Source organism: Phaeovulum vinaykumarii, assembly GCF_900156695.1.
GTDB classification, from domain to species: domain Bacteria; phylum Pseudomonadota; class Alphaproteobacteria; order Rhodobacterales; family Rhodobacteraceae; genus Bieblia_A; species Bieblia_A vinaykumarii.
This window is the reverse complement of record NZ_FTOM01000002.1, coordinates 47,745-71,163: the sequence shown is the minus strand read 5'-3', so window position 1 is coordinate 71,163 and position 23,419 is coordinate 47,745. Positions and strand designations below refer to the sequence as shown.

General features: G+C 68.5%; 19 protein-coding genes. 10 read left to right on the top strand and 9 right to left on the bottom strand.

The features are described from left to right. Nucleotides 1–485 precede the first annotated feature (485 nt). The 6 genes from gpmI (at nucleotide 486) to serA (ending at nucleotide 8,216) form a co-directional block, all read left to right on the top strand. Nucleotides 486–2,006 carry a 2,3-bisphosphoglycerate-independent phosphoglycerate mutase gene (gpmI, locus tag BW949_RS04630; RefSeq protein WP_076363789.1) on the top strand — a complete coding sequence of 507 codons (1,521 nt, stop codon included), beginning with the start codon at nucleotides 486–488 and terminating at the stop codon, nucleotides 2,004–2,006. Then, entirely contained in the window at nucleotides 2,003–3,187 is a 1,185-nt protein-coding gene (locus tag BW949_RS04625) for a murein hydrolase activator EnvC family protein (protein ID WP_076363788.1), read from the top strand. Before gpmI ends, BW949_RS04625 begins: the two co-directional genes overlap by 4 nt. Nucleotides 3,188–3,190: 3 nt before the next feature. Next, complete coding sequence (locus tag BW949_RS04620) at nucleotides 3,191–4,543, top strand: S41 family peptidase (RefSeq protein WP_076363787.1); 1,353 nt, start codon at nucleotides 3,191–3,193, stop codon at nucleotides 4,541–4,543. 71 nt (nucleotides 4,544–4,614) lie between these two features. Beyond that, on the top strand, nucleotides 4,615–5,097 hold the full coding sequence (locus BW949_RS04615) for an RNA pyrophosphohydrolase (RefSeq protein ID WP_076363786.1): 483 nt from the start codon (nucleotides 4,615–4,617) through the stop codon (nucleotides 5,095–5,097). 244 nt (nucleotides 5,098–5,341) lie between these two features. Then, complete coding sequence (locus BW949_RS04610) at nucleotides 5,342–6,490, top strand: phosphoserine transaminase (RefSeq protein WP_076363785.1); 1,149 nt, start codon at nucleotides 5,342–5,344, stop codon at nucleotides 6,488–6,490. A 130-nt stretch (nucleotides 6,491–6,620) separates the two neighbouring features. Further along, complete coding sequence (gene serA / locus BW949_RS04605) at nucleotides 6,621–8,216, top strand: phosphoglycerate dehydrogenase (protein WP_076363784.1); 1,596 nt, start codon at nucleotides 6,621–6,623, stop codon at nucleotides 8,214–8,216. A 74-nt stretch (nucleotides 8,217–8,290) separates the two neighbouring features. On the opposite strand, the gene BW949_RS04600 is transcribed toward serA, so the two are convergent. From BW949_RS04600 to secA, 3 genes are all read right to left on the bottom strand, one after another. Next, nucleotides 8,291–9,520, bottom strand: a complete 1,230-nt coding sequence (locus tag BW949_RS04600; RefSeq protein WP_143524410.1) for a hypothetical protein — start codon at nucleotides 9,518–9,520, stop codon at nucleotides 8,291–8,293. A gap of 199 nt (nucleotides 9,521–9,719) precedes the next feature. Next, complete coding sequence (locus tag BW949_RS04595) at nucleotides 9,720–10,289, bottom strand: GNAT family N-acetyltransferase (protein WP_076363782.1); 570 nt, start codon at nucleotides 10,287–10,289, stop codon at nucleotides 9,720–9,722. 188 nt (nucleotides 10,290–10,477) lie between these two features. Then, entirely contained in the window at nucleotides 10,478–13,177 is a 2,700-nt protein-coding gene (secA, locus tag BW949_RS04590; RefSeq protein ID WP_076363781.1) for a preprotein translocase subunit SecA, read from the bottom strand. Nucleotides 13,178–13,382: 205 nt separating this feature from the next. Here secA and BW949_RS04585 point away from each other — a divergent pair, with 205 nt between their 5' ends. From BW949_RS04585 to mutT, 3 genes are read left to right on the top strand one after another with little or no spacing between them, the layout of a single operon-like run. Beyond that, nucleotides 13,383–14,234 (top strand): peptidylprolyl isomerase, encoded by an 852-nt coding sequence (locus BW949_RS04585; protein WP_076363780.1) that lies wholly within the window; start codon nucleotides 13,383–13,385, stop codon nucleotides 14,232–14,234. Nucleotides 14,235–14,241: 7 nt separating this feature from the next. Next, complete coding sequence (argJ, locus tag BW949_RS04580) at nucleotides 14,242–15,615, top strand: bifunctional glutamate N-acetyltransferase/amino-acid acetyltransferase ArgJ (RefSeq protein WP_083947590.1); 1,374 nt, start codon at nucleotides 14,242–14,244, stop codon at nucleotides 15,613–15,615. Nucleotides 15,616–15,662: 47 nt separating this feature from the next. Further along, complete coding sequence (mutT, locus tag BW949_RS04575; protein WP_076364771.1) at nucleotides 15,663–16,061, top strand: 8-oxo-dGTP diphosphatase MutT; 399 nt, start codon at nucleotides 15,663–15,665, stop codon at nucleotides 16,059–16,061. 19 nt (nucleotides 16,062–16,080) lie between these two features. Here the strand turns inward: mutT and BW949_RS04570 are convergent, their stop codons facing one another. The 5 genes from BW949_RS04570 to argH form a co-directional block, all read right to left on the bottom strand. Continuing rightward, nucleotides 16,081–18,612, bottom strand: coding sequence for a DUF4175 domain-containing protein (locus BW949_RS04570; protein ID WP_076363779.1), 2,532 nt, complete (start codon nucleotides 18,610–18,612; stop codon nucleotides 16,081–16,083). A 16-nt stretch (nucleotides 18,613–18,628) separates the two neighbouring features. Next, on the bottom strand, nucleotides 18,629–19,897 hold the full coding sequence (lysA, locus tag BW949_RS04565) for a diaminopimelate decarboxylase (protein ID WP_076363778.1): 1,269 nt from the start codon (nucleotides 19,895–19,897) through the stop codon (nucleotides 18,629–18,631). Nucleotides 19,898–19,959: 62 nt separating this feature from the next. Continuing rightward, nucleotides 19,960–20,277 carry a DUF2834 domain-containing protein gene (locus tag BW949_RS04560; protein ID WP_076363777.1) on the bottom strand — a complete coding sequence of 106 codons (318 nt, stop codon included), beginning with the start codon at nucleotides 20,275–20,277 and terminating at the stop codon, nucleotides 19,960–19,962. A gap of 121 nt (nucleotides 20,278–20,398) precedes the next feature. After that, the gene (locus tag BW949_RS04555) at nucleotides 20,399–20,590 is read right to left on the bottom strand and encodes a hypothetical protein (RefSeq protein WP_076363776.1); all 192 of its coding nucleotides are present in this window, start codon (nucleotides 20,588–20,590) and stop codon (nucleotides 20,399–20,401) included. Continuing rightward, nucleotides 20,587–21,987, bottom strand: a complete 1,401-nt coding sequence (gene argH, locus BW949_RS04550; protein WP_076363775.1) for an argininosuccinate lyase — start codon at nucleotides 21,985–21,987, stop codon at nucleotides 20,587–20,589. The genes BW949_RS04555 and argH overlap by 4 nt, the downstream gene beginning before the upstream one ends. 28 nt (nucleotides 21,988–22,015) lie before the next feature. Between argH and BW949_RS04545 the strand changes: the two genes are divergently transcribed. Then, nucleotides 22,016–22,555: a TlpA disulfide reductase family protein gene (locus BW949_RS04545; RefSeq protein ID WP_076363774.1), complete on the top strand. Its 540-nt coding sequence runs from the start codon at nucleotides 22,016–22,018 to the stop codon at nucleotides 22,553–22,555. Between the two features lie 114 nt (nucleotides 22,556–22,669). Here the strand turns inward: BW949_RS04545 and BW949_RS04540 are convergent, their stop codons facing one another. Then, nucleotides 22,670–23,323: a peroxiredoxin gene (locus BW949_RS04540; protein WP_076363773.1), complete on the bottom strand. Its 654-nt coding sequence runs from the start codon at nucleotides 23,321–23,323 to the stop codon at nucleotides 22,670–22,672. Nucleotides 23,324–23,419 lie beyond the last annotated feature (96 nt).

The window sequence follows — 23,419 nt, the reverse complement described above, 5'->3', positions numbered from 1 at the left end:
ACGATCAGGAGGCGCATGGCGTGACCTCTGGCACCGCAAGAACGATGACACAATTTGCGTGAAACCAGCCCGTCCTGGGACCGACCGCAAGGTCATTGAAGCCGGCGTTCATGGAAATCGCAGCCCCGGGCATAGCGGGCTCGAACCCGACACTCTCTGCGGCGCGCGGGAAGGTCCGCTCACCCCGCGCCTTGCGCCGCGGCGATATCCTGTCGCTCAACGCCTTTTCCGATGATCTCGGGCTACTACACCTACACCGCGCGCGCCCGAGGGCCAGCCGGGTGCGGGCGGCTCCCGCGAGCACGACATCCTGGTCGTGACCGAAACCGGCGCCGAGACCATCGCCGGCTTCCCCTAAGGCCCCGAGGCCAACATCATCGACCCCTGAACAGGGGGCCGACCGGGGCCGCCTGCCGGCCCCGGTTGCCGCCCGCGCGGCCAGCGCGTAGAAGGGGCGCAACAGCGAAATCCATGGGAAATCCGACATGACCGCTCCGAAGCCCGTCGTCCTGTGCATCCTCGATGGCTGGGGGATCAGCGAGACCCGCGAAGGCAACGCGCCGCTTCTGGCCAATACCCCGAATTTCGACCGCATCATGGCCAGCTGCCCCCACGCGCAGCTGATCACGCATGGCCCCGACGTGGGTCTGCCCAGCGGGCAGATGGGCAATTCCGAGGTCGGCCACACCAATATCGGCGCCGGCCGCGTGGTGGCGATGGATCTGGGCGCGATCGACCTTGCGGTCGAGGATGGCAGCTTTGCCACCAACCCCGCGCTCAATGCCTTCATCGCGCGGCTCAAGGACACCGGCGGCACCGCGCATCTGATGGGCGTGGTCTCGGATGGCGGCGTGCATGGCCATATCGTGCATGTGCTGGCCGCCTGCCGGGCGATCGCGGACGCCGGCGTGCCGGTCGCGCTCCATGCCATCACCGACGGACGCGACGTGGCGCCCTCCTCGGCCGATGGCTTCGTGGCCGATCTGGTGGCGAAACTGCCCCAGGGCGCGCGCGTGGCCACGGTGATCGGGCGCTATTGGGCAATGGACCGCGACACCCGCTGGGAGCGCGTCGCCCGCGCCTATGACGCGATGATCAAGGCCGAGGGCGAGACCGCCGCCGATGCCCCCGCTGCCGTGGCCGCCGCCTATGCCCGCGGCGAGACCGACGAATTCATCGCCCCCACCGTGATCGACGGCTTCACCGGCGCACGCGACGGCGACGGCTATTTCTGCCTGAATTTCCGCGCCGACCGCGCCCGCGAGATCCTGGCCGCCATCGGCGCGCCCGACTTCGACGGCTTCGACACCGGCCCGCGCCCGCAATGGGCCGCGCTGCTGGGCATGGTGGAATATTCCGACGCCCACAACGCCTACATGACCACCGCCTTCCCCAAGCGCGTCATCGTCAACACGCTGGGCGAATGGGTGGCCAAGCACGGGCTGCGCCAGTTCCGGCTGGCCGAGACCGAGAAATACCCCCATGTCACCTTCTTCCTGAACGGCGGCAAGGAGGTTCCCGAAACCGGCGAGGACCGCTTCATGCCGGCCTCGCCCAAGGTGGCCACCTACGACCTGCAACCCGAGATGTCGGCCCCCGAGGTCACCGACCGCTTCGTCGCCGCGATCCAGGCGGGCTATGACCTGATCGTGGTGAACTTCGCCAACCCCGACATGGTCGGCCATACCGGCAGCCTGCCCGCCGCCATCGCCGCCTGCGAGGAGATCGACCGCGATCTGGGCCGGGTGCTTGCGGCGCTCGAGGCCGCGGGCGGGGCGATGATCCTGACTGCCGACCATGGCAATTGCGAGACGATGATCGACCCGGTGACGGGCGGGCCGCACACGGCGCATACCACCAACCCGGTGCCGGTGGCGCTGATCGGCGGGCCGGCGGGGGCGCGGCTGCGCAACGGGCGGCTGGCGGATCTGGCGCCCACGCTGCTGGCGCTGATGGGCCTGCCCAAGCCCGACGAGATGACCGGCCTGAACCTGATCGAGACATGATCCGCGCATCCCGCCCCCTTCTGGCGCTTGGCCTGGCCGCGGGACTGGCGGCGGGGATGGGTGCGGGCTTCGGGGCGGGGATGGCGCGGGCCGAGGATGCCGCGACGGTGGCGCGCGCCGCCGCCGACGGGCTGCATGCCGCGATCGCGGATCTGGACCGCGCGCGCAGCGCCGCGGATCGGGTGGCGGCGCTTACCCGCACGATCCACGCCTATGAACAGGGGCTGGCGGCGCTGCGCGACGGGCTGCGCCGGGCCGCGATCCGCGAGGCCGAGATCGCCGCGCGTCTGGACACCCGCCGCGAGGAAATCGGCCGCCTGCTGGGCGTCATGGCCACGATGCACCGATCCGAGGGGCCGCTTCTGCTGCTGCATCCGGCCGGGGCGCTGGGCTCGGCGCGGTCGGGCATGCTGCTGTCGGCGATCACCCCCGCGCTTCAGGCCGAAGCCGAGGATCTGCGCGCCGATCTGACCGAGGTGGCCCGCCTGCGCGCGCTTCAGGATGCCGCGGCCGGGACGCTGGCCGAGGGGCTGGGCTCGGTCCAGGCAGCGCGCACCGCGCTGTCCGAGGCCGTGGCCGAGCGGCGCGACCTGCCCCGACGCTATCTCGAAGACCCCGAGGAATTGCGCGAACTGGTCGCAAGCGCCGACACGCTCGAAGGTTTTGCCACCGGGCTGGCGGGGCTGGAAAACGACATCGGCCCGCCGATGGCCGATTTCGCCGCCGCCAAGGGCCAGTTGCCGCTGCCGGTCATGGGCCGGCTGATCCGCCGCGCGGGCGAAGCCGATGCCGCCGGCATCCGCCGCCCCGGCATCGTGCTGGCGGCCGCGGCGGGGGCGCTGGTCACCACGCCCTGGCCCGCCACCATCCGCTACCGCGGCCCGCTGCTGGATTACGGCAATGTCATGGTGCTGGAACCCGCGCGCGGCTATCTGCTGGTGCTGGCGGGGCTGGGCACCGTCTTCGGCGCGACGGGCGACGTGCTCAAGCCCGGCGATCCGGTCGGGCTGATGGGCGGCGCCGAGCCCCAGGCCCAGGAATTCGGTGCCGCCTTCGTGTCCGAGGCGCGCCAAGGTGGGGGTGCGCAACTGGGCGAAACCCTTTATATCGAATTGCGAGTGGACAAGACGCCCGTGGACCCGGCCGAATGGTTTGCCGAGACACGGAACAACCAGAGGTAGGGAATGCGCAAATTCGTTCTGGCCGCGCTGGGCGGCACCCTGGCGGGGGTTCTGGCGACGACGCAGGTCGCGGGCCCGCTGCTCGCGCAGGAAACGGCCAAGACCACGAATGTCTATGAACAGCTCGACCTGTTCGGCGACATCTTCGAGCGCATCCGCTCGGATTACGTCGAACAGGTGGACGAGAAGAAGCTGATCGAGGCCGCCATCAACGGCATGCTGACCTCGCTTGATCCGCATTCGTCCTATCTGCCGCCCGACGATTACACCGACATGCGCGTGCAGACCCGCGGCAGCTTCGGCGGGCTGGGGATCGAGGTCACGCAGGAGGAAGGCTTCGTCAAGGTGGTCTCGCCCATCGACGGCACGCCCGCCGCCGCCGCCGGCATCGAATCGGGCGATTTCATCACCCATGTCGACGGGGAATCGGTGCTGGGGCTGACGCTTGACCAGGCGGTGGACAAGATGCGCGGCCCGGTCGGCAGCGAGATCGTCATCACCGTCGTGCGCGAGGGCGCGCCCGAACCCTTCGACGTGTCGATCATCCGCGACACGATCAAGCTGACTGCCGTGAAGGGCCGCGCCGAGGGCAACACGGTCGTGCTGCGCATCACCACCTTCAACGACCAGACCTATGACAACCTTGTCGAGACCTTCAACAAGGAGGTCGCCGATATCGGCGGGATGGACAAGGTGAACGGCATCGTCGTGGACCTGCGCAACAACCCCGGCGGCCTGCTGGCGCAGGCGATCAAGGTCTCGGATGCCTTCCTCGAGCAAGGCGAGATCGTGTCGACCCGCGGCCGCGCGCCCCAGCAATCGGAACGCTACAACGCCGAGCCGGGCGACATGGCCGAGGGCAAGCCCATGGTCGTGCTGATCAACGGCGGCTCGGCCTCGGCGTCGGAAATCGTCACCGGCGCGCTTCAGGACCATCGCCGCGCCGTGGTCATCGGCACCAAGAGCTTTGGCAAGGGCTCGGTGCAGACGGTGATCCCGGTCAAGGGCGAGGGCGCCATGCGCCTGACCACCGCGCGCTATTACACGCCGTCGGGCCGGTCGATCCAGGCGCTGGGCATCGCCCCCGACATCGTCGTGCCGCAGCCGCCGCGCGCGCCCGAACCGACCGAGGACGAACCCGCCAGCAGCGCCGCGCGGAGCCGTTCCGAGGCCGATCTGCGCGGGGCGCTGGGCAACGATTCGATGACCGAAGACGAGAAGCGCCAGTATCAGGAAGAGCAGGCCCGCGCCGAGGATGCCGCCAAGCTGCGGGCCGAGGATTACCAGCTGGCCTATGCCATCGACCTGCTGCGCGGCCTCACCGTGATCGAGCGCCCGCGCGACGCGGCCGAGTGAGCGCCCACCCGAACCCTGCCTCGGGGCCGTGCGCCTGCCGCGCGGCCCCGCCAGCCGGAGCCTGACCGACGATGAAGATCGACCCCGAAAGCCTGCCCTATCGCCCCTGCGTGGGGGTGATGCTTCTCAACGCGCAGGGGCTGGTGTTTTCCGGCCAGCGCATCGACAGCGATTCGCAGGCCTGGCAGATGCCCCAGGGCGGCATCGACGCCGGCGAGGCGCCCCGCGCCGCCGCGCTGCGCGAATTGACCGAGGAAACCGGGATCACCCCGGATCTGGTCGAGATCCTGGCGGAAACGCCCGACTGGGTGACCTATGACCTGCCGCCCGAACTGCTGGGCAAGGCCTGGAAGGGGCGTTACCGCGGCCAGCGGCAGAAGTGGTTCCTGATGCGCTATCTGGGCCGCGACGATCAGGTGGATATCGCCACCGAACACCCCGAATTCTCGCGCTGGCGCTGGATCGAGGCCAGGGCGATGCTGGATCTGATCGTGCCCTTCAAGCGCGCGGTCTATGCCGAGGTGATCGACACCTTCGACCCCCATCTGGCCTGACCCCTTCCCCCGACAGCGCCCCGAAATCACGGGTCGTTTCCGACAGACTTCCCGAGCGCCGGTCCCCAGCGGACCGGCGCTTTCGCGTCATGCCTGCGGTCGACGCATTTACGTCATGTCCCAAGCCGACGCTTTTGCGTCCTGTCCCGACAAGAGGCTTGCTTTTCACCCGCAACAGGCGTAGAGGCGCAAGTGGGACACCTCTCCCCAACGAGAGGCATATATCTGTAAGGATACCATAGGCATGACCCTTCTGCCGACCCCGGCCGCGCGCCCGGTCAATCCGCGCTTCTCCTCGGGCCCCTGCTCGAAACTCCCCGGATATTCGCTCGACATGCTGGCTGACGCGCCCCTGGGCCGTTCGCACCGCGCCGCTGTCGGCAAGGCCAAGCTCAAGGAAGCGATCGAGCTGACCCGCACCATCCTGGGCGTTCCGGCCGAGTATCGCATCGGCATCGTGCCCGGTTCGGACACCGGCGCCGTGGAAATGGCGATGTGGTCGCTGCTGGGCGCCCGCGGGGTCGAGATGCTGGCCTGGGAAAGCTTTGGCGAAGGCTGGGTGACCGATGTGGTCAAGCAGCTCAAGCTGGACGCCACCGTCCGCAAGGCCCCCTATGGCGAGATCGTGGATTTCGCCGACGTCGATTTCAACAAGGACGTGGTCTTCACCTGGAACGGCACCACCTCGGGCGTGCGCGTTCCGAACGGCGACAAGATCCCGGCCGACCGTGACGGCCTGACCATCTGCGACGCCACCTCGGCGGCCTTCGCGATGGACCTGCCCTGGGACAAGCTCGATGTCACCACCTTCTCCTGGCAGAAGGTTCTGGGTGGCGAAGGCGCCCACGGCATCCTGATCCTGAGCCCACGCGCGGTCGAACGGCTGGAAAGCTACACCCCCGCCTGGCCGCTGCCCAAGATCTTCCGCATGACCAAGGGCGGCAAGCTGATCGAGGGCATCTTCGTCGGCGAGACGATCAACACGCCGTCGATGCTGGCGGTCGAGGATTACCTCGTGGCGCTGAAATGGGCCCAGGGCATCGGCGGCCTGCCGGCGCTGGTCGCCCGCGCCGAAGCCAACGCCAAGGCCGTGGCCGATTTCATCGCCGACAAGGACTGGATCGCCAATCTGGCGGTCGCGCCCGAGACGGCCTCGACCACCTCGGTCTGCCTGAAATTCACCGATCCCGCCATCAAGGACGGCGCGGCCTTCGCCAAGGCCGTGGCCAAGCGGCTGGAGAAGGAAGGCGTGGCGCTGGACGCCGGCGCCTATCGTGACGCGCCCGCGGGCCTGCGGATCTGGTGCGGCTCGACGGTGGAAACCGCCGATGTGGCGGCGCTGATGCCCTGGATCGAATGGGCCTATCGCGCCGAACTGGCCACCCAGGCCTGATCGACGCCGGCTGGCCCATCCGGCCGGCACCCGGAATATCCTTTGCTGAAACGTGACGGGGGCGCGATGCGCGCGCCCCTGCCTGCGGCCGCGCGCCGCCCCTTCCCCCATGTCCAGAAGGAGCCCTCCGATGGCACCCAAGGTTCTCGTTTCCGACAAGCTCTCGTCCACCGCCGTGCAGATCTTCCGCGACCGCGGCATCGACGTCGATTTCATGCCCGACCTGGGCAAGGACAAGGACAAGCTGCTCGAGGTGATCGGGCAATATGACGGCCTGGCCATCCGCTCGGCCACCAAGGTCACCGAGAAGATCCTGGCCGCGGCCGACAATCTCAAGGTGATCGGCCGCGCCGGCATCGGTGTGGACAACGTGGACATCCCCGCCGCGTCGAAAAAGGGCGTCATCGTGATGAACACGCCCTTCGGCAACTCGGTCACCACGGCCGAGCACGCCATCGCCATGATGTTCGCCGTCGCCCGCCAGCTGCCCGAAGCCAGCGTCTCGACCCATGCCGGCAAATGGGAGAAGAACCGCTTCATGGGCGTCGAGGTCTTCAACAAGACCCTGGGCGTGATCGGCGCGGGCAACATCGGCGGCATCGTCTGCGACCGGGCGCTGGGCCTGAAGATGAAGGTGCTGGCCTATGACCCCTTCCTGTCGGACGAGCGCGCGCAGAAGATGGGCGTGCAGAAGGTCGAGCTGGACGAACTGCTGACCAAGGCCGATTTCATCACCCTGCACGTTCCGCTGACCGACAAGACCCGCAACATCCTGTCGCGCGAGGCGCTGGCCAAGACCAAGAAGGGCGTGCGGATCGTCAACTGCGCCCGCGGCGGCCTGATCGACGAGGACGCCCTGGCCGAGGCCCTGCAATCGGGTCAGGTCGCGGGGGCGGCGCTCGACGTCTTTGCCACCGAACCGGCCAAGGAAAGCCCGCTCTTCGGTCTGCCGAACGTGGTGGTGACGCCGCACCTGGGCGCCTCGACCACCGAAGCGCAGGAAAACGTGGCGCTTCAGGTCGCCGAACAGATGTCGGATTATCTGCTGACCGGCGCCGTCCAGAACGCGCTGAACATGCCGTCGGTCACCGCCGAGGAAGCCGCCGTCATGGGCCCCTGGGTCAAGCTGGCCGGCCATCTGGGCGATTTCGCCGGCCAGATGACCGACGATCCGATCCAGGCGATCAACATCCTCTATGATGGCGTGGTCACCGACATGAACCTCCAGGCGCTGAACTGTGCCGCCATCGCGGGGATCATGAAGGCCGCCAACCCGGATGTGAACATGGTCTCGGCGCCCGTGATCGCACGCGAGCGTGGCATCAACATCGCCACCACCACCCAGGCGAAATCGGGCACCTTCGACGGCTATATCAAGCTGACCGTGGTCACCGCCTCGCGCGAGCGGTCGCTCGCCGGCACCGTCTTCTCGGACGGCAAGCCGCGCTTCATCCAGATCAAGGGCATCAACATCGACGCCGAGGTGGGCGAGCACATGCTCTACACCACCAACAAGGACGTGCCCGGCATCATCGGCACGCTGGGCGGCACGCTGGGCAAGAACGGCGTCAACATCGCCAACTTCACCCTGGGCCGCACCCAGGTCGGCCAGGATGCGATCGCGCTGTGCTATCTGGATGCGCCCCTGCCCGAGGCCGTCCGCAGCGAGCTGGAAGCGACCGGCCTGTTCCATCAGGTCAAGCCGCTGGCCTTCTCGGTTGGCTAAGGGCCGACCGGCATCCGCATGACAAAGGCCCCGGAGCGATCCGGGGCCTTTTCTCGTTGCATCAAAGCGCGGTCTCAGCCGGCCGAAGCAACCGAGAAGGGCAGGTCCGGCAGCGGCATCAGCACCGCGCCATCGGCGCCGTCGCATTCGGGCATGGCGATGGAGACGGGTGTGACCTCGGCTTCGGCGGCCCCGATCTTGCGCAGGCTGCGCGCGCGCATGTCCCGCCCGCAGGTGCCCGCCGACACCGGCGCCTCGATCGCCAGCGCCAGGTCGGGCGTCTGCACCGGGGCGGTATAGACCTCGAGCACCTGGGCCGAAGGCAGCGACGCATCGCCCAGACGGATCATCCAGCCCTGCTGCCCCTGAAGATGACCGGCATGGACATGACCCGGCGCGCCATATTCCGCGCCCTGTTCACGCACGTTGAGCCCCAGTTCCGACGAGCCCGGCGACGAGGCCAGCGCCACGCGCAGAAGATCCGACAGACCCTCGACCCGCGTGCGCGCGGACAGGCCGCTGCCGTCGGGCAGCACCGCTTCATAGCGCGCCTCGGTCTCGAAGACGGGCACGCGGGCGGCATAGCGTCCCTCGGCATCGGTGGCGACGGTAAAGCTGATCCCGGCATGCGTCAGACGGATGCGGGCGTTGGGCTCGCAGGGGGCCGACAGCACCAGATCGGCCATGCCCGCGGTCTGAGGCGCGTCGGAGGGCAGCGCGCGCAGGCTCAGCCGCGCGGCGCCGCAGGGTGCGCCCATGCCGTCGAATCGCGCCGACAGCAGGCCCGTGGTCCCGGTGTCGGGCGCGGGTGCCCCGGCGGGCAGGACCAGAGCGGGGGCCACGCTGGCCACCGTGGCCTGCGTCTCGGGCGCGGCCAGAATCTGGGGCGCAGGTTGCATCTGGGGCGCGGGTTTCGTTTCGGGAAGGGACACGACTTCGGCGACAGAAGCGGTCTGCGGCGCGGACGCGATCTGGGGGGCGGGTGCGATCTGGGGGGCCGCCGGCAATTCCGGGGCACGCTCGGCCATTTCGGTCACGACCGCCATCGGCGCGGGGGTGCTCTGCGCGACCGGGGCTTCGGGGGCCGCCGCGCCGGGCGCGGGCGCATCGTTTTCCACAGCGGCCAGAGCCGGCGCGGGCGCCCCGGCATCGGCGGGCAGGGGCGCCGAGGGAACGGGCCCGGTGGCTGCCATCCCCGGGGCCGGCGCAGCGCCGGGCTGGCTTTGCATCAGATACCCCGAGGCCGCCGCCATGAGAACGCTGGCCCCGATCGTCACGACTCGCAGTTTGAGTTGCTTGTCCATCTCAACCTCGGTTTCCGTTTGCAGAACAATCGCCGGCGAAAGAGGCCGTTTCATGGCCACTTCCGGGCGTTGCGCGTGCAATTCGGGCCGAAAGATGGAAACGCCCGGCCAAGACCGGGCGTTCAGCGTGTCATGGATCCGCGCCAAGACCGCTTATCTTGCGAAAGATTCGGGCGTTCGGGTTAATGACGCGAACAAATCACCGACAAGGCATCCTGTGCGCATTGAGCTGAGCGGCACTTTTTTCCCTGAAAACCGGCCATTGCGCGCGTTCGAAATTGAAATATTGATTGGCCTCATCTGCATGCGTCGGCGTGGCACCCGAACGGAGATGGAAGTTGATCACGTTGGTGTTCCCGTGCCGGACATCAAAATGCGAGCGCGGATAATCGAGCACATCAAACCCGATCTCGTACATCATCAAGGCCGAAAAGGTGACCAATCCGGAAGGGCGTTCCGGCAAGATGATCCAACTGCCCCAGCAAAACGAGTCAGGCTGGAAATCATACATGCGAACGACGCCATAGTCTTTCGCCTGATGCCGGATGACAAAGTAATATTCATCACCGGCAGCCTCTCTCGCCTTGTAATCGCTTATCCATTTCCTTTGCGCTTCAACGCTCACATCAGCTTGCGAAATATGCGCATTGAGCTTGCTGTCGGACCGCAGCCCGCAAATGAAAGCCGCGTCGGATTCTTCGACAAATCGAAGATGAGAGATATATCCATCATCCAGCGCGTCAGATTTGAGAATTTCTTTGCGAGACATGGTACTTCCCTTGTGCGAGCGAGCATCTGTTACCACGCCGCCTATCGGGCGCCAAGCGTGCTGTCCACATGGGGCGCCCTTGAACGCGCTCCATTGAAGCTTTGGCAAACCGGGGAGCTGCGGCAATAAAGCCGCGCTCCTTCCGGTCACCACAAGTCCGGAACCCGCATTTACACGGGCGTCAATCCCTAGGCCAGGCGGCCGTGGCAATGCTTGAACTTCTCGCCCGAACCGCAGGGGCAGGGGTCGTTGCGGCCGGGATCGCCCCAGGTCGCGGGGTCGTTCTCGTCAAAGCCCGGCCGCGCATCGGGGTTGGTGGCGGGCTTGGGGGCCGGGGCCGCCGCAGCGCCTGCCCCTCCCGATTGCGCCGCCGCAAGCTGGCGCAGGATCGCGGTCTGCTCCTCGGAGGTGATCGGGCGCAGTTCGGCCAGACGCTGCGTCACCTCGGCGCGCAGACCGTCGAGCAGCGCCTCGAACATCTGGAAGGCCTCGGTCTTGTATTCCGACAGCGGGTCGCGCTGGGCATAGCCGCGGAAGCCGATGACCGAGCGCAGATGCTCGAGCCGGACCAGATGCTCGCGCCATTTGGCGTCGATCGTCGACAGCAGGATCTGCTTTTCCAGCCCGCGCAACGTGCCGCCGCCGAAGCGGTCGGCCTTCTGGCGCATGTAGGCATCCGACATGCGTTCCAGCCGCTCGCGGATCGCGCCCTGATCCACGCCTTCCTCGCGGGCCCAGGCGCCGATCGGCATGTCCATGTTCAGCTTTTCCAGAACCGCGGCCTTCAGCCCCTTGGCATCCCATTGATCGGGATAGGCTTTCGGCGGCATGAATTCGTCGACCAGATCGTCGATCACCTGGTGGCGCATGTCGCGGGTGATCTCGTCGACGCGGCTGGCGCGCATGATCTCAAGGCGCTGGCTGAAGATCGCCTTGCGCTGATCGTTCATCACGTCGTCGAATTTCAGCAGCTGCTTGCGGATGTCGAAGTTGCGCCCCTCGACCTTGGCCTGCGCGCGTTCGAGCGACTTGTTCACCCACGGGTGGATGATCGCCTCGCCTTCCTGCATGCCCAGCCGCGACAGCACCGCGTCCAGCTTGTCCGACCCGAAGATGCGCATCAGATCGTCTTCCAGCGACAGGAAGAACAGCGACCGCCCCGGATCGCCCTGACGGCCCGACCGGCCGCGCAGCTGGTTGTCGATGCGCCGGCTCTCGTGGCGTTCGGTGGCCAGGACGAACAGGCCGCCGGCATCCAGAACCTTCTGTTTCTCCTCGGCGTGCTCGGCCTCGATGCGGGCGCGCACGTCGTCGGGGTTGGCCTGCGGGTCGGCCGCCAGCGCCTCGAGCACCTTCATCTCGACGTTGCCGCCCAGCTGGATGTCGGTGCCGCGCCCGGCCATGTTGGTGGCAATGGTCACCGCGCCCAGCTTGCCGGCTTCGGCCACGATATGGGCTTCCTGCTCGTGCTGGCGGGCGTTGAGCACGTTATGCGGGATCTTGGCCTTCTTGAGCATCTCCGAGAGCATCTCGGATTTCTCGATCGAGGTGGTGCCGACCAGAATCGGCTGGCCGCGACCGTGCGCCTCGTGGATGGCCTCGAGAACCGCGCCGTATTTCTCGCGCGCGGTGCGATAGACGCGGTCATGTTCGTCGGACCGCTGGATGGGACGGTTGGTGGGCACCTCGACCACGCCCAGGCCATAGATCTGGGCGAATTCCTCGGCCTCGGTGGCGGCGGTGCCGGTCATGCCGGCCAGCTTGTCGTAAAGCCGGAAATAGTTCTGGAAGGTCACCGAAGCCAGGGTGACGTTCTCGGGCATGATCTTCACGCCCTCCTTGGCCTCGATCGCCTGATGCAGCCCCTCGGACAGGCGCCGGCCCTGCATCATCCGGCCGGTGAATTCGTCGATCAGCACCACCTCGTCGTTGCGGACGATATAGTTCTGATCCTTGTGGAACAGCTTGTGCGCCCGCAGCGCCTGACCGGCATGGTGCACGATCGTGGTGCTTTCGGGATCATAGAGCGACTGGCCCTCGGGCAGGACGCCCGCCTCGGACAGGAGCTGCTCGAGATATTCGTTCCCTTCGTCGGTGAAGGTCGCGTTGCGGGTCTTCTCGTCGATCTTGTAATGATCTTCCGACAGCATCGGGATGAAGCGGTCGAGCACGCGATAAAGCTCGGAACGGTCCTGCGCCGGCCCCGAGATGATCAGCGGCGTGCGCGCCTCGTCGATCAGGATGCTGTCCACCTCGTCGACGATGGCGAAGAAATGCCCGCGCTGGGACATGTCCTCGATCGCGTTCTTCATGTTGTCGCGCAGATAGTCGAAGCCCAGCTCGTTGTTGGTGGCATAGGTGATGTCGGCGGCATAGGCGGCGCGCTTCTCGGCCTCGGGCTGGAACGGCACCACGACGCCGGTGGTCAGGCCCAGCGCCGCATAGACCTTGCCCATCCATTCCGCGTCGCGGCGGGCCAGGTAATCGTTGACGGTGACGACATGCACGCCCTTGCCGGCCAGCGCGTTCAGATAGGCCGGGAAGGTGGCGACAAGGGTCTTGCCCTCGCCGGTCTTCATCTCGGCGATGTTGCCCTGGTGCAGGAAGATCCCGCCCATCAGCTGCACGTCGAAGGCGCGCAGCCCCAGCGCGCGGCGGGCGGCCTCGCGGCAGTTGGCAAAGGCTTCGGGCAGCAGGTCGTCAAGGGTTTCGCCCTTGCGGATGCGTTCCTGGAACTGCGCGGTGCGCGCCCGGATCTCCTGATCCGACAGGGCGCGGTATTCCTCTTCCAGCGCATTGATCCGTGCGACCAGCGGGCGGACGGATTTCACCTTGCGGTCGTTTGGCGTGCCAAAGACCTTTTTCGACAGCGTTCCCAGTCCCAGCATTCCATCCCCGCGGAGCAGCCTGTTCAAAGTCCCATGAACGGCGGCCTTGCCCGGATTTCCCCGTCAGCCTAGAAAGCGCAACGCGGCGGCCGTGGCAGGCCGTCACAGGTCCCTTGGCGATGTAAGGGGCTGGTGCCAGAGTGTCAACGCCGCGGGCTGCCGCGGAGGCCGCGGGGACCGTTCCCCGCCCCAGGGAGTGGCTTCGATGCCGAAAACTGCGATCCTTGCATCCGCGCTGGCCGCGATGACGGCGCTGGGCGCGCCGGCGATGGCCGAGACTGCACATGCCAATGCCGAGACCGTCCTGGCCACGGTCAACGGCCAGAAGATCACGTTGGGCCACCTTGCCGCGCTGCGTCTCAGCCTGCCGGCGGAATATCGCTCATTGCCCGACGACGTGCTGTTCAACGGCATGCTGGAACAGCTGATCCAGCAGACCGCGCTGGCGCAGCTGGCCGAAAAGAACGTGTCGGTGCGCGATCAGGCGATGCTCGAGGTGGACCGCCGCGCCTATCTGGCCGGGCGCATCCTTGACCGCACCGCCGAACGCGCCGTCACCGACGAGGATCTGCGCGCCGAATACGAGGCGCGCTATTCCTCCGCCGAGCCCGAACGCGAATACAATGCCTCGCATATCCTGGTCGAGACCAGGGAGCAGGCCGAGAAGATCAAGTCCGATCTGGACGGCGGCGCCGATTTCGCCGATCTGGCGCGGCGGCTGTCGATCGGGCCTTCGGGGCCCAATGGCGGGGATCTGGGCTGGTTCTCGCTGGGGGTGATGGTCAAACCCTTCGGCGACGCCATCGCGGCGATGAAGCCCGACCAGGTCTCGGACCCGGTCAAGACCGAATACGGCTGGCATGTCATCAAGCTCAATGACACGCGGCTGACCTCGGCGCCGGCGATCGAGGACGTGCGCGAGGACATCGAGAACGATCTCCGGGCGCGCGCCGTCGAGACCAGGGTCGAGGAGGTTCTCAACGAATCCGACATCCAGCGGATGGCCGACGGGATCGACCCCGCGGTGGTCCGCGACGAAAGCATCTTCAAGGAGTGAACGGCCGATGGGCAAGGGCGACAAGGACTGGAAAGCCAAGGCGAAGAAGCTGAAGGCAAAGCTCGAGCGCGCGCGTCAGCGGCTCGAACGCCTTGCGGCGCCGCCGACCTCGGCGGCGGGGGTGATCGCGCCCCCGGCGGCCAAGGTGGTGCAGATCTCGCCGCTTGCGCCCGCGGGCTTTCCCGACCTGCCGCCGGTGGCCGGGGTGGAATTCGCCGCCGGAACGGCGGGCGTGCGCTACAAGGGCCGCACCGACGTGATGCTGGCGCGGCTGGCGCCCGGCACGGCGGTGGCCGGGGCCTTCACGCGGTCGTCCACGCGGGCGGCCTGCGTGCTGGATTGCCAGGCCAAGATCGGCAAGGACAGCCCCGAAGGCGCGGCGATCCTGGTCAATTCCGGCAATGCCAACGCCTTTACCGGCGCGGCCGGCCAGGCGTCGGTCGATGCGCTCTGCGCGGGCGTGGCGCAGACGCTGGGGCTGCCGGCGGGGCGGGTCTTCACCTCCTCGACCGGGGTGATCGGCGAACCGCTCCCGCATGAGCGTATCCTGTCGGTGCTGGACGATCTGTCCGGCCAGCTGGACGCAGGCGGCATCGAGGCGGCGGCGCGCGCCATCATGACCACCGACACCTTCCCCAAGGGCGCCATGGCCGAGGTCGAGACCGACACCGGCCCGATCCGCATCGTCGGCATCGCCAAGGGCTCGGGGATGATCGCGCCCGACATGGCCACGATGCTGGTCTATATCTTCACCGATGCCACGATCCCGGTGGCCAGCCTCCAGAAGATCGTGTCGCGCAATCTCGACACCAGCTTCAACGCCATCACCGTGGACAGCGACACCTCGACCTCGGATGCGCTGATCGTGGCCGCGACCGGCAAGGGGCCGGGCAAGCCGCTGACCAACCTACGCCTGCGCGAGGCCAGGGACTTCGAGGCCGCGCTGGCCGGGGTGATGCAGGATCTGGCCCATCAGGTCGTGCGCGACGGCGAGGGCGCGACCAAGTTCGTCGAGATCCGCGTGACCGGCGCCGAGACGGCGGCGGATGCGCATCGCGTGGCGATGGCCGTGGCCAATTCGCCGCTGGTCAAGACCGCCATCGCGGGGGAAGACGCCAATTGGGGCCGGGTCGTGGCCGCGGTGGGCAAGTCCGGCGCCAAGGCCGACCGCGACCTGCTGACCATCCGTTTCGGCGATATGGTGCTGGCCGAGAAGGGCTGGCGCGTGCCCGATTACGACGAAGCCGCCGCCAGCGCCTACATGAAGAACCAGGAGCTGGTGATCGGCGTGGATCTGGGGCTGGGCACGGCCGCGAAATCGGTGTGGACCTGCGATCTGACGCATCGCTACATCGACATCAACGCCGACTACCGGTCCTGACGATGAAGGGCTGCGAAAGCATGTCCGGGCCCCTGCCCGAGGGCCCGGTGAAGGTGGTGCTGGTCTCGGCGGTGGCGCTGATCGACGCTGACGGGCGGGTGCTTCTGGCCCAGCGCCCCGAGGGCAAGTCCATGGCCGGGCTGTGGGAATTTCCCGGCGGCAAGGTCGAGCCCGGCGAAACCCCCGAAGCCGCGCTGGTGCGCGAGCTGCACGAGGAATTGGGCATCGGCACCGGCATCGGCTGTCTGGCGCCGCTGACCTTTGCCAGCCACAGCTACGACAGCTTCCATCTGCTGATGCCGCTCTATGTCTGCCGGCGCTGGGAAGGCATCGTCACCCCGCGCGAGGGGCAGCGCCTGGCCTGGGTGCGCCCGCAGGAGCTGCGCGACTATCCGATGCCGCCGGCCGATATCCCGCTGATCCCGATCCTGCGCGACTGGCTCTGAGGGGCCACGGGGCGGGCGCTCAGAAGCGGTCCAGCAGCCGGCGCAGATAGTCGCGCTCGGCATCGGGGCGGGCCTGTTCGCCCGCGCGGCGGCGGATCTCGTCCAGCAGATCGCGGGCGCGGCGATAGATATCCTCGGTGCCCAGAAGGCTCTCGTCGGTGCCGATGCGCGCGCCCTGCCCGGCATTGCGGCCCAGCGGATCGCGCGGCACCTCGCGCCCGGCCTGCCCGCGGCCGTCGCCGGCGCCCGGCTGGCGCTGGCCGTCCCCGTCGCCGGACAGGTTCTCGGACAGCTGACGCATGCCCTCGCGCATCCGGCCGATGGCCTCGGCCTGACGTTCGAGCGCACGGCCGGTGTCGCCCTCGCGCAGGGCGTCTTCGGCCTCTTCCATGGCGCGGCCGGCCTCGTCGAGCGCGCGGCGCGTGGCAGCGTCGCCTTCCTCGGTCCCGGTGCGCGGCAGAAGGCCCCGCTGGCGGCCCAGCTCTTCGCGCAGGTCGCGCTGGCGTTCGGCCAGATCGCCCCCGGCGGCCCCCTCACCCTGGCCCTCACCCTGGCCCCCACCCGCGCCCTGACCCGGATCGTCGCCCGCGCCCGGATCACCACCGGGGGCGGGGCCGCCGGGCCCCTCCTGCATCTGGCGGAAGGTCTCGTCGGACAGATCCTGCTGGCCGCGCAGGGTGTCGGTCAGGTCGCGCAGGGCCTGCCCGCCCGGCCCCTGCGGCCCCTGCCCCGGCCCTTCGGCGGCGCGCATCTGGAGGTTCTCGAGGATCTGCGCCAGCTGGTCCAGCCGCTCCTGGGCCTCGGCCATGCGGCCTTCTTCCATCAGCCGGGCGATCTCGTCCATCATCGTCTGGATCTGGTCCTGGGTGATCTCGCGGCTGGGCGGTTCGCCGGCAAAGCGTTCGGCGGGGTCGCGCTGTTCGCCCTGCTGGGCCAGCTGGCGCAGGTAATCGTCGGTGGCCTTGCGCAGATCTTCCATCAGACGCGCGATCTCGTCGGACGTGGCGCCGTTGCGGATGGCCTCGGACAAACGCTCCTGCGCGCGCTTCATCGCCGCCAGCGCATCCGACAGCCCGCCATCCTCGAAGGTCTCGGCCAGGCTCCACAGCGCCTCGGCGATCTCGTCGCGCGTGGCGGGCGCAAGGCCCCCGGCCGCGATCGCCGCATCCAGCTGCCGGATCACCATGCGCAGGGTCAGGAAGGCGCGGGCATCGTCGATGAAGCCCTCGGGGCGCCAGGTGATCGCGCGCAGGATCTCGGCCACGCGGGGGGCATTGGCGCGCGACCACAGCAGATCGCGCCGCATCTCGATCAGCGCGGCGGCCAGCGGGTTGAAGAAGCGCCGCCCCGGCAGGTCAAGGTGAACCGGCGCCGCGCGCCCCTCCTGGCCGGCGCCGTCGCGGGCGGTGATCTCCATCACCACGGGCAGGTTGGCCCAAGGGTGGCGCGCGGCATCCTGCACCAGCGTCTGGGCAAAGTCGCGCCGGCTGCCGGTCAGCGGCACCGGCAGCGGAAAGTCGAGCGGCGGACGCGGCTCGGGGGCGAGGGCCAGACCATGCCGGCGGCTGACCGCGTCCAGATCCAGCGTGAGACGCACCACCCCGCCGGTCACGCCGTAATCGTCGCGCGCGCGGAAGGGCTGGACCAGCTTGCCGTCGGCGCGGCGCTGCGCCAGATCGCGGATCTCGACAACGGGGGGCGCATCGGGCACCACCCCGACCGCCAGCCGCCGCCCGCCCGGCCCGTCCAGCGCAAGGCTGCCCGAGCGGTTCACCGCGATCTCCAGCCGCCGGATCGGGCCCGGCGCGGCCGCGTTGCCCCCCGGCAGGGGCGCGCCCAGATCCTGCGTCACCTCGACCCGGCCCAGATCGTCATAAAGCCGCAACGACAGGCGGCTGCCGACCGGCAGGGTCAGCGTGTCGCCCTCGAGCGCGTTGAGATAGATGACGGGAAGGCCGGTGTAGCGCGGCGGCTCGGCCCAGCCTTCCCAGGCCGGCCCCTCGGGCGTGGCACGGCCGGCCATCGGCGCGGGCGGCGTGGCAAAGACCAGCGCCATCACCAGCGCCGTGCCCGCCACCAGCCGCAGCGCGGCCGGATCGCGCGGGGCCAGATCGGCGCGCGGAACGGGCGGACGCGCGGCGGCAGCGCGGGCGGCCATGCGCGCGCGATGGGCCTGCCACAGCCGCTCGGCCCCCGGCCCGCCCAGCGCCATGCGGTCGCGCAGCGCGGCCAGCGGCCGTCCGGGCAGCGTGGCGTCCAGCGCAGCCTCGGCCTCGGCGCGGCTGGGCAGGCGCAGCCGCCACAGCCCCCAGACCAGCGCCGCCAGCGCGCACAGCCCCGCCGCCAGCGCGGCACCGGGCCCCCAGCCGCGGCGCAGGAGCTCCGCGCCCGCAAAGGCCCACACCGCCCAAGCCCCGGCCAGGACCGAGGCCAGCGGCCAGAAGGCCCGCGCCAGACGTTCGACAAGAAGGGAAAGCCGGGTCAGCGCAAGCACCCGGCCCAAATGCGCCGTCCCCGCGCCGGTCGGTGGATCGGGCGGGGCGTCGCTCATCTGCGGGGGTCCGCGCTCAGGCCATCCATTCGGGAATGGTATCGCGGGCCAGCATCTCCTCATAGGAGGGCCGCGCGCGAATGACGGCGAAGTGATCTTCGTGCACCAGAACCTCGGGGATCAGGGGCCGGGAATTGTATTCCGATGCCATCACCGCGCCATAGGCCCCGGCCGAGCGGAAGGCGACCAGATCGCCCGGCGCCAAGGGCGGCATCGGGCGCTGGCGGGCGAAGGTGTCGCCCGTCTCGCAGACCGGGCCGACGATATCCACCGGCGCGGGTTCAAGGCCGGGAAGGGGCTCGTGCACCGGGACGATATCGTGATGCGCGCCATACATCGAAGGCCGCACCAGATCGTTCATCGCCGCATCGAGGATCATGAAATCGCGCCCCTCGCCCGATTTCATCCAGATCACCGAAGCCACCAGCAGCCCCGCATTCCCCGCGATCAGCCGGCCCGGCTCGATCTCGATCTCGCAGCCCAGATCGCCCAGCGTCTCGACGATCATGCGGCCGTAATCGACGGGCAGCGGCGGCGTCTCGTTCGAGCGGGTGTAGGGGATGCCCAGCCCGCCGCCCAGATCCAGCCGCGTGATCTGATGCCCGTCGGCACGCAGCGCCTGCGTCAGTTCGGCCACCTTGGTGAAGGCCGCGCGAAAGGGCGCAAGCTCGGTCAGCTGGCTGCCGATATGCACATCCACCCCCACGACCGAAATGCCGGGCAGGCGCGCGGCCTCGGCATAGACCTCGCGGGCGCGGGCGATGGGAATGCCGAACTTGTTTTCCGACTTGCCGGTGGCGATCTTCTCGTGGGTGCGGGCGTCGACGTCGGGGTTCACCCGCAGCGCGATCGGCGCCACGACCCCCATGCCGGCGGCAATCTCCGAGATGGCGCGCAGCTCGGGTTCGGATTCGACGTTGAACTGGCGGATGCCGCCTTCCAGCGCGGTGCGCAGCTCGTCGCGGGTCTTGCCGACGCCCGAGAAGACGATCCGTTCGCCCGGCACGCCGGCGGCCCGCGCGCGGTGATATTCCCCGATCGACACGACATCCATGCCCGCGCCCAGATCGCCCAGCACCTTGAGCACGGCGACGTTGGAATTGGCCTTGATGGCAAAGCAGACCAGATGGTCGGTGCCGGCCAGCGCCTCGTCGAACAGGCGGAAATGGCGCGTCAGCGTGGCCGTGGAATAGACATAGAAGGGGGTGCCCACCGCGGCGGCGATCTGCGGCAGCGGCACGTTCTCGGCATGCAGGATGCCGTCACGATAAAGAAAATGGTCCACGGGGCTCACTCCGTCCGGTTTGAGGCCCTTCTAGGGCCAGACGCGCCCTCGCGCCAGCGCGATCACGCCAGCGGGCGCGAGCGGATATAGAGATAAAGCGGCAATCCGCAGCCCAGCCCCACGCCCCAGATCACCGGCAGCGCCCAGAGCCCGCGCGGGGCGCGGCGCAACGTCGTGTCGGCCACGATCCAGATCGAGGCGGTGACCGCGGCCACCAGCACGTCGAAGGTGACGCCACGCACGGAACTGTTCTGGAACCAGGCCGCGATCATGTCGCGCCAGTCCCAGCCGTTCATCCACAGATAGGCCACGAAATGCGGCAAGGTCAGTGCCGCCCCCAGCACCGACAGGCTCAGATAGAGCGTTCTCAGCCAAGACATCGCCACCCCCGGATGTTTGCGCCGCCCCCAGCCTAGCCGGACGCGGCCCCGGTTCAACCCCCGAGAGAGCGACCTTTCGCCGGGTCAATACCCGGCCCGATCCTGTCAGTTCCAGATCCTGTCAGTTCCAGGCCAGGCCGAATTCGGTCTCGCCGGTCAGTGACAGGCTGCCCCAGCCCGGCGGATTGGGTGCGGCGGCGGCGCCTTCGGGGGGCGTCGGACGGCCATCGACGCCGCAGCCCGCCAGAATCAGCGCCAGTCCCAGGATGGCGCACGCCCCCGCCCCGGACGCCGGGGACCGGCACCGCGTCATCCCAGGATCTCCTTCCAGCGCGCGATCTGGGCACGCACCTGATCGGGCGCGGTGCCGCCATAGCTCTGGCGCGAGGCCACCGAATTCTGCACCCCCAGCACCCCGAACACCTCGGCGGTGATCGCGGGATGAACGGCCTGCATGTCCTCGAGCGTCAGGTCGGGCAGATCACAGCCCTTGGCCTCGGCCTGGGCGACCAGCGTGCCGGTGACGTGATGGGCATCGCGGAAGGGCAGGCCGGCCGCGCGCACCAGCCAGTCGGCCAGATCGGTGGCAGTGGAAAAGCCCGACGCCGCCGCCGCCTCGAGATTGGCGCGGTTCACGCCAAGATCCGAGATCATGCCGGTCATCGCCGCCAGCGCCAGCATCAGCGTGTCGGCCGCATCGAAGACCTGTTCCTTGTCTTCCTGCATGTCCTTGGAATAGGCCAGCGGCAGCCCCTTCATCACCGTGAACAGCGCCACCGTCGCGCCCAGGATGCGCCCGATCTTGGCGCGGATCAGCTCGGCGGCGTCGGGGTTGCGCTTCTGCGGCATGATCGACGAGCCGGTGGACCACTTGTCCGACATCGCCACGAAGCGGAACTGCGCCGAGGACCAGATCACCAATTCCTCGGACAGGCGCGACAGATGCGTGGCGCAGATCGCCGAGGCCGCCAGGAATTCCAGCGCGAAATCGCGGTCCGACACGGCGTCCAGGCTGTTGGCCGTGGGCCGGTCGAAGCCCAGCGCCGCGGCAGTCATGTGCCGGTCGATCGGAAAGGACGTGCCGGCCAGCGCCGCCGAACCCAGGGGGCATTCGTTCATCCGCGTGCGCGCATCGCGGAAGCGCGACAGATCGCGGCCCAGCATCTCGACATAGGCCATCATGTGATGGCCCCAGGTCACCGGCTGGGCGGTCTGCAAATGGGTAAAGCCCGGCATCACCCAATCGGCGCCGGCCTCGGCCTGCACCAGAAGCGCGCCGATCAGCGCCCGCAGCCCCTCGATCGCGGCATCGCATTGGTCGCGCACCCACAGCCGAAAATCGGTCGCCACCTGATCGTTGCGCGAGCGCGCCGTGTGCAGCCGGCCCGCGGGCGTGCCGATCTTGTCCTTGAGGCGGGCCTCCACGTTCATGTGGATATCCTCGAGCGCGACCGAGAAGGGAAAGTCCCCCGCCTCGATCTCGGTCAAGATTTCGGCAAGCCCGTTGCGGATGGCCTCGGCGTCGCTATTGTCCACGATACCGGTCGCCGCCAGCATCGCGGCATGGGCGCGGCTGCCGGCAATGTCCTGGGCGTAGAGCCGCTTGTCGAACCCGATCGAGGCGTTGATCGCCTGCATGATCGCATCGGGTCCGGCCTCGAAGCGGCCACCCCACATGGCATTGGCAGTCTGTTTCGGGTCTTCGCTCATGTCGGCCCCCAGGACGAAAGGTGAATGGATGCGGATCAGCGCGCTTTGTCTATACGCGGGGCTTCTGACCCTTGCAAATGCAGCGGCGGCGGATCTGCCCGCCCGCCAGGGCGAGATGGCGCGGCTGGTTCCCGCCGCCCCGGCGGCCGCCGCGCCGCAGGTCACCTTCCAGGATGCCGAGGGGCGCCCGCGCAGCCTTTCGGAATGGCGCGGCAAGATCGTGGTCCTGAACTTCTGGGCGCTGTCCTGCCCGCCCTGCCGGGCCGAGATGCCCGCGCTCGACCGGCTCCAGGCCGCGATGGGCGATCAGGTCGCGGTGATCGCGGTGGCCTCGGGGCCCAACCCGCCGACCCGCGTCGCCGCCTTCCTGGCCGAGAACGGCATCACCCATCTGACGCCGATGGCCGATCCGTCGATGCGCACGGCGCTGGGGCTGGGGGCGCCGGGGCTGCCGGTGACGGTGGTCTTCGGGCGCGACGGGCACGAGCTGGGCCGGCTGATCGGCGGCGCCGAATGGGACGCCCCCGAGGTGGTCGCTTTCCTCGACGCGCTTCTGGCCGAGGGCTGAACCGCGCCCCGACGGGCAACGCAGACAAACGGGCCGCGCAAACGAAAAGGGCGTGTCCGGATGGCCCCGGACACGCCCCCCTGCGCCAGAAAGCGCCTGGCCGATGGCCAGACCTCAGGCCGACAGCTTGATCGTGCGAAGGTAGGGAAGTTTCACGTCCACCTCGCCGTATTTGGCCTGGGCGTCTTCGGTCGACACCGACAGCGCCACGATCACGTCCTGACCGGGCACCCAGTTGGCCGGGGTGGCAAAGGGCACGCCGTCGGTCGCGCGCACGGCATCGAGCGCGCGCAGGATCTCGGCGAAGTTGCGGCCCACCGCCATCGGATAGGTCATCGACAGGCGGATCTTCTTGTCGGGGCCGACGATGAACACGGTGCGCACGGTGGCCGAATCCGCCGGAGTGCGGCCGTCGGGCAGATAGGCTTCGGCCGGCAGCATGTCATAGAGCTTGGCCACCGTCAGCGAGGTGTCGTCGATGATCGGGAAATCGGCGGGCGCACCGGCCACGGCCTCGATGTCCTTCTTCCATTTGACGTGTTCCTCGACCGAATCGACCGAGATCCCCATCACCTTGGTGTTGCGCTTGGCGAATTCGCCGGCCAGCTGGGCGACGGCCCCGAATTCGGTGGTGCAGACCGGGGTGAAATCCTTGGGGTGCGAGAAGAGAATGGCATAGCTGTCGCCGATCCACTCGTGGAAGCGGATCTCACCGGCGGTCGAGTCAGCCGTGAAGTCGGGGGCAATGTCGTTGATGCGAAGTCCCATGGCGCGTCTCCGATTCGGTTGAATTTGGAATCGCTTTAAGGCGCTGCGCCGCAGAATGCACGCCCTCTCGGCGCATTCCCCATGAAAAAAGTCCGA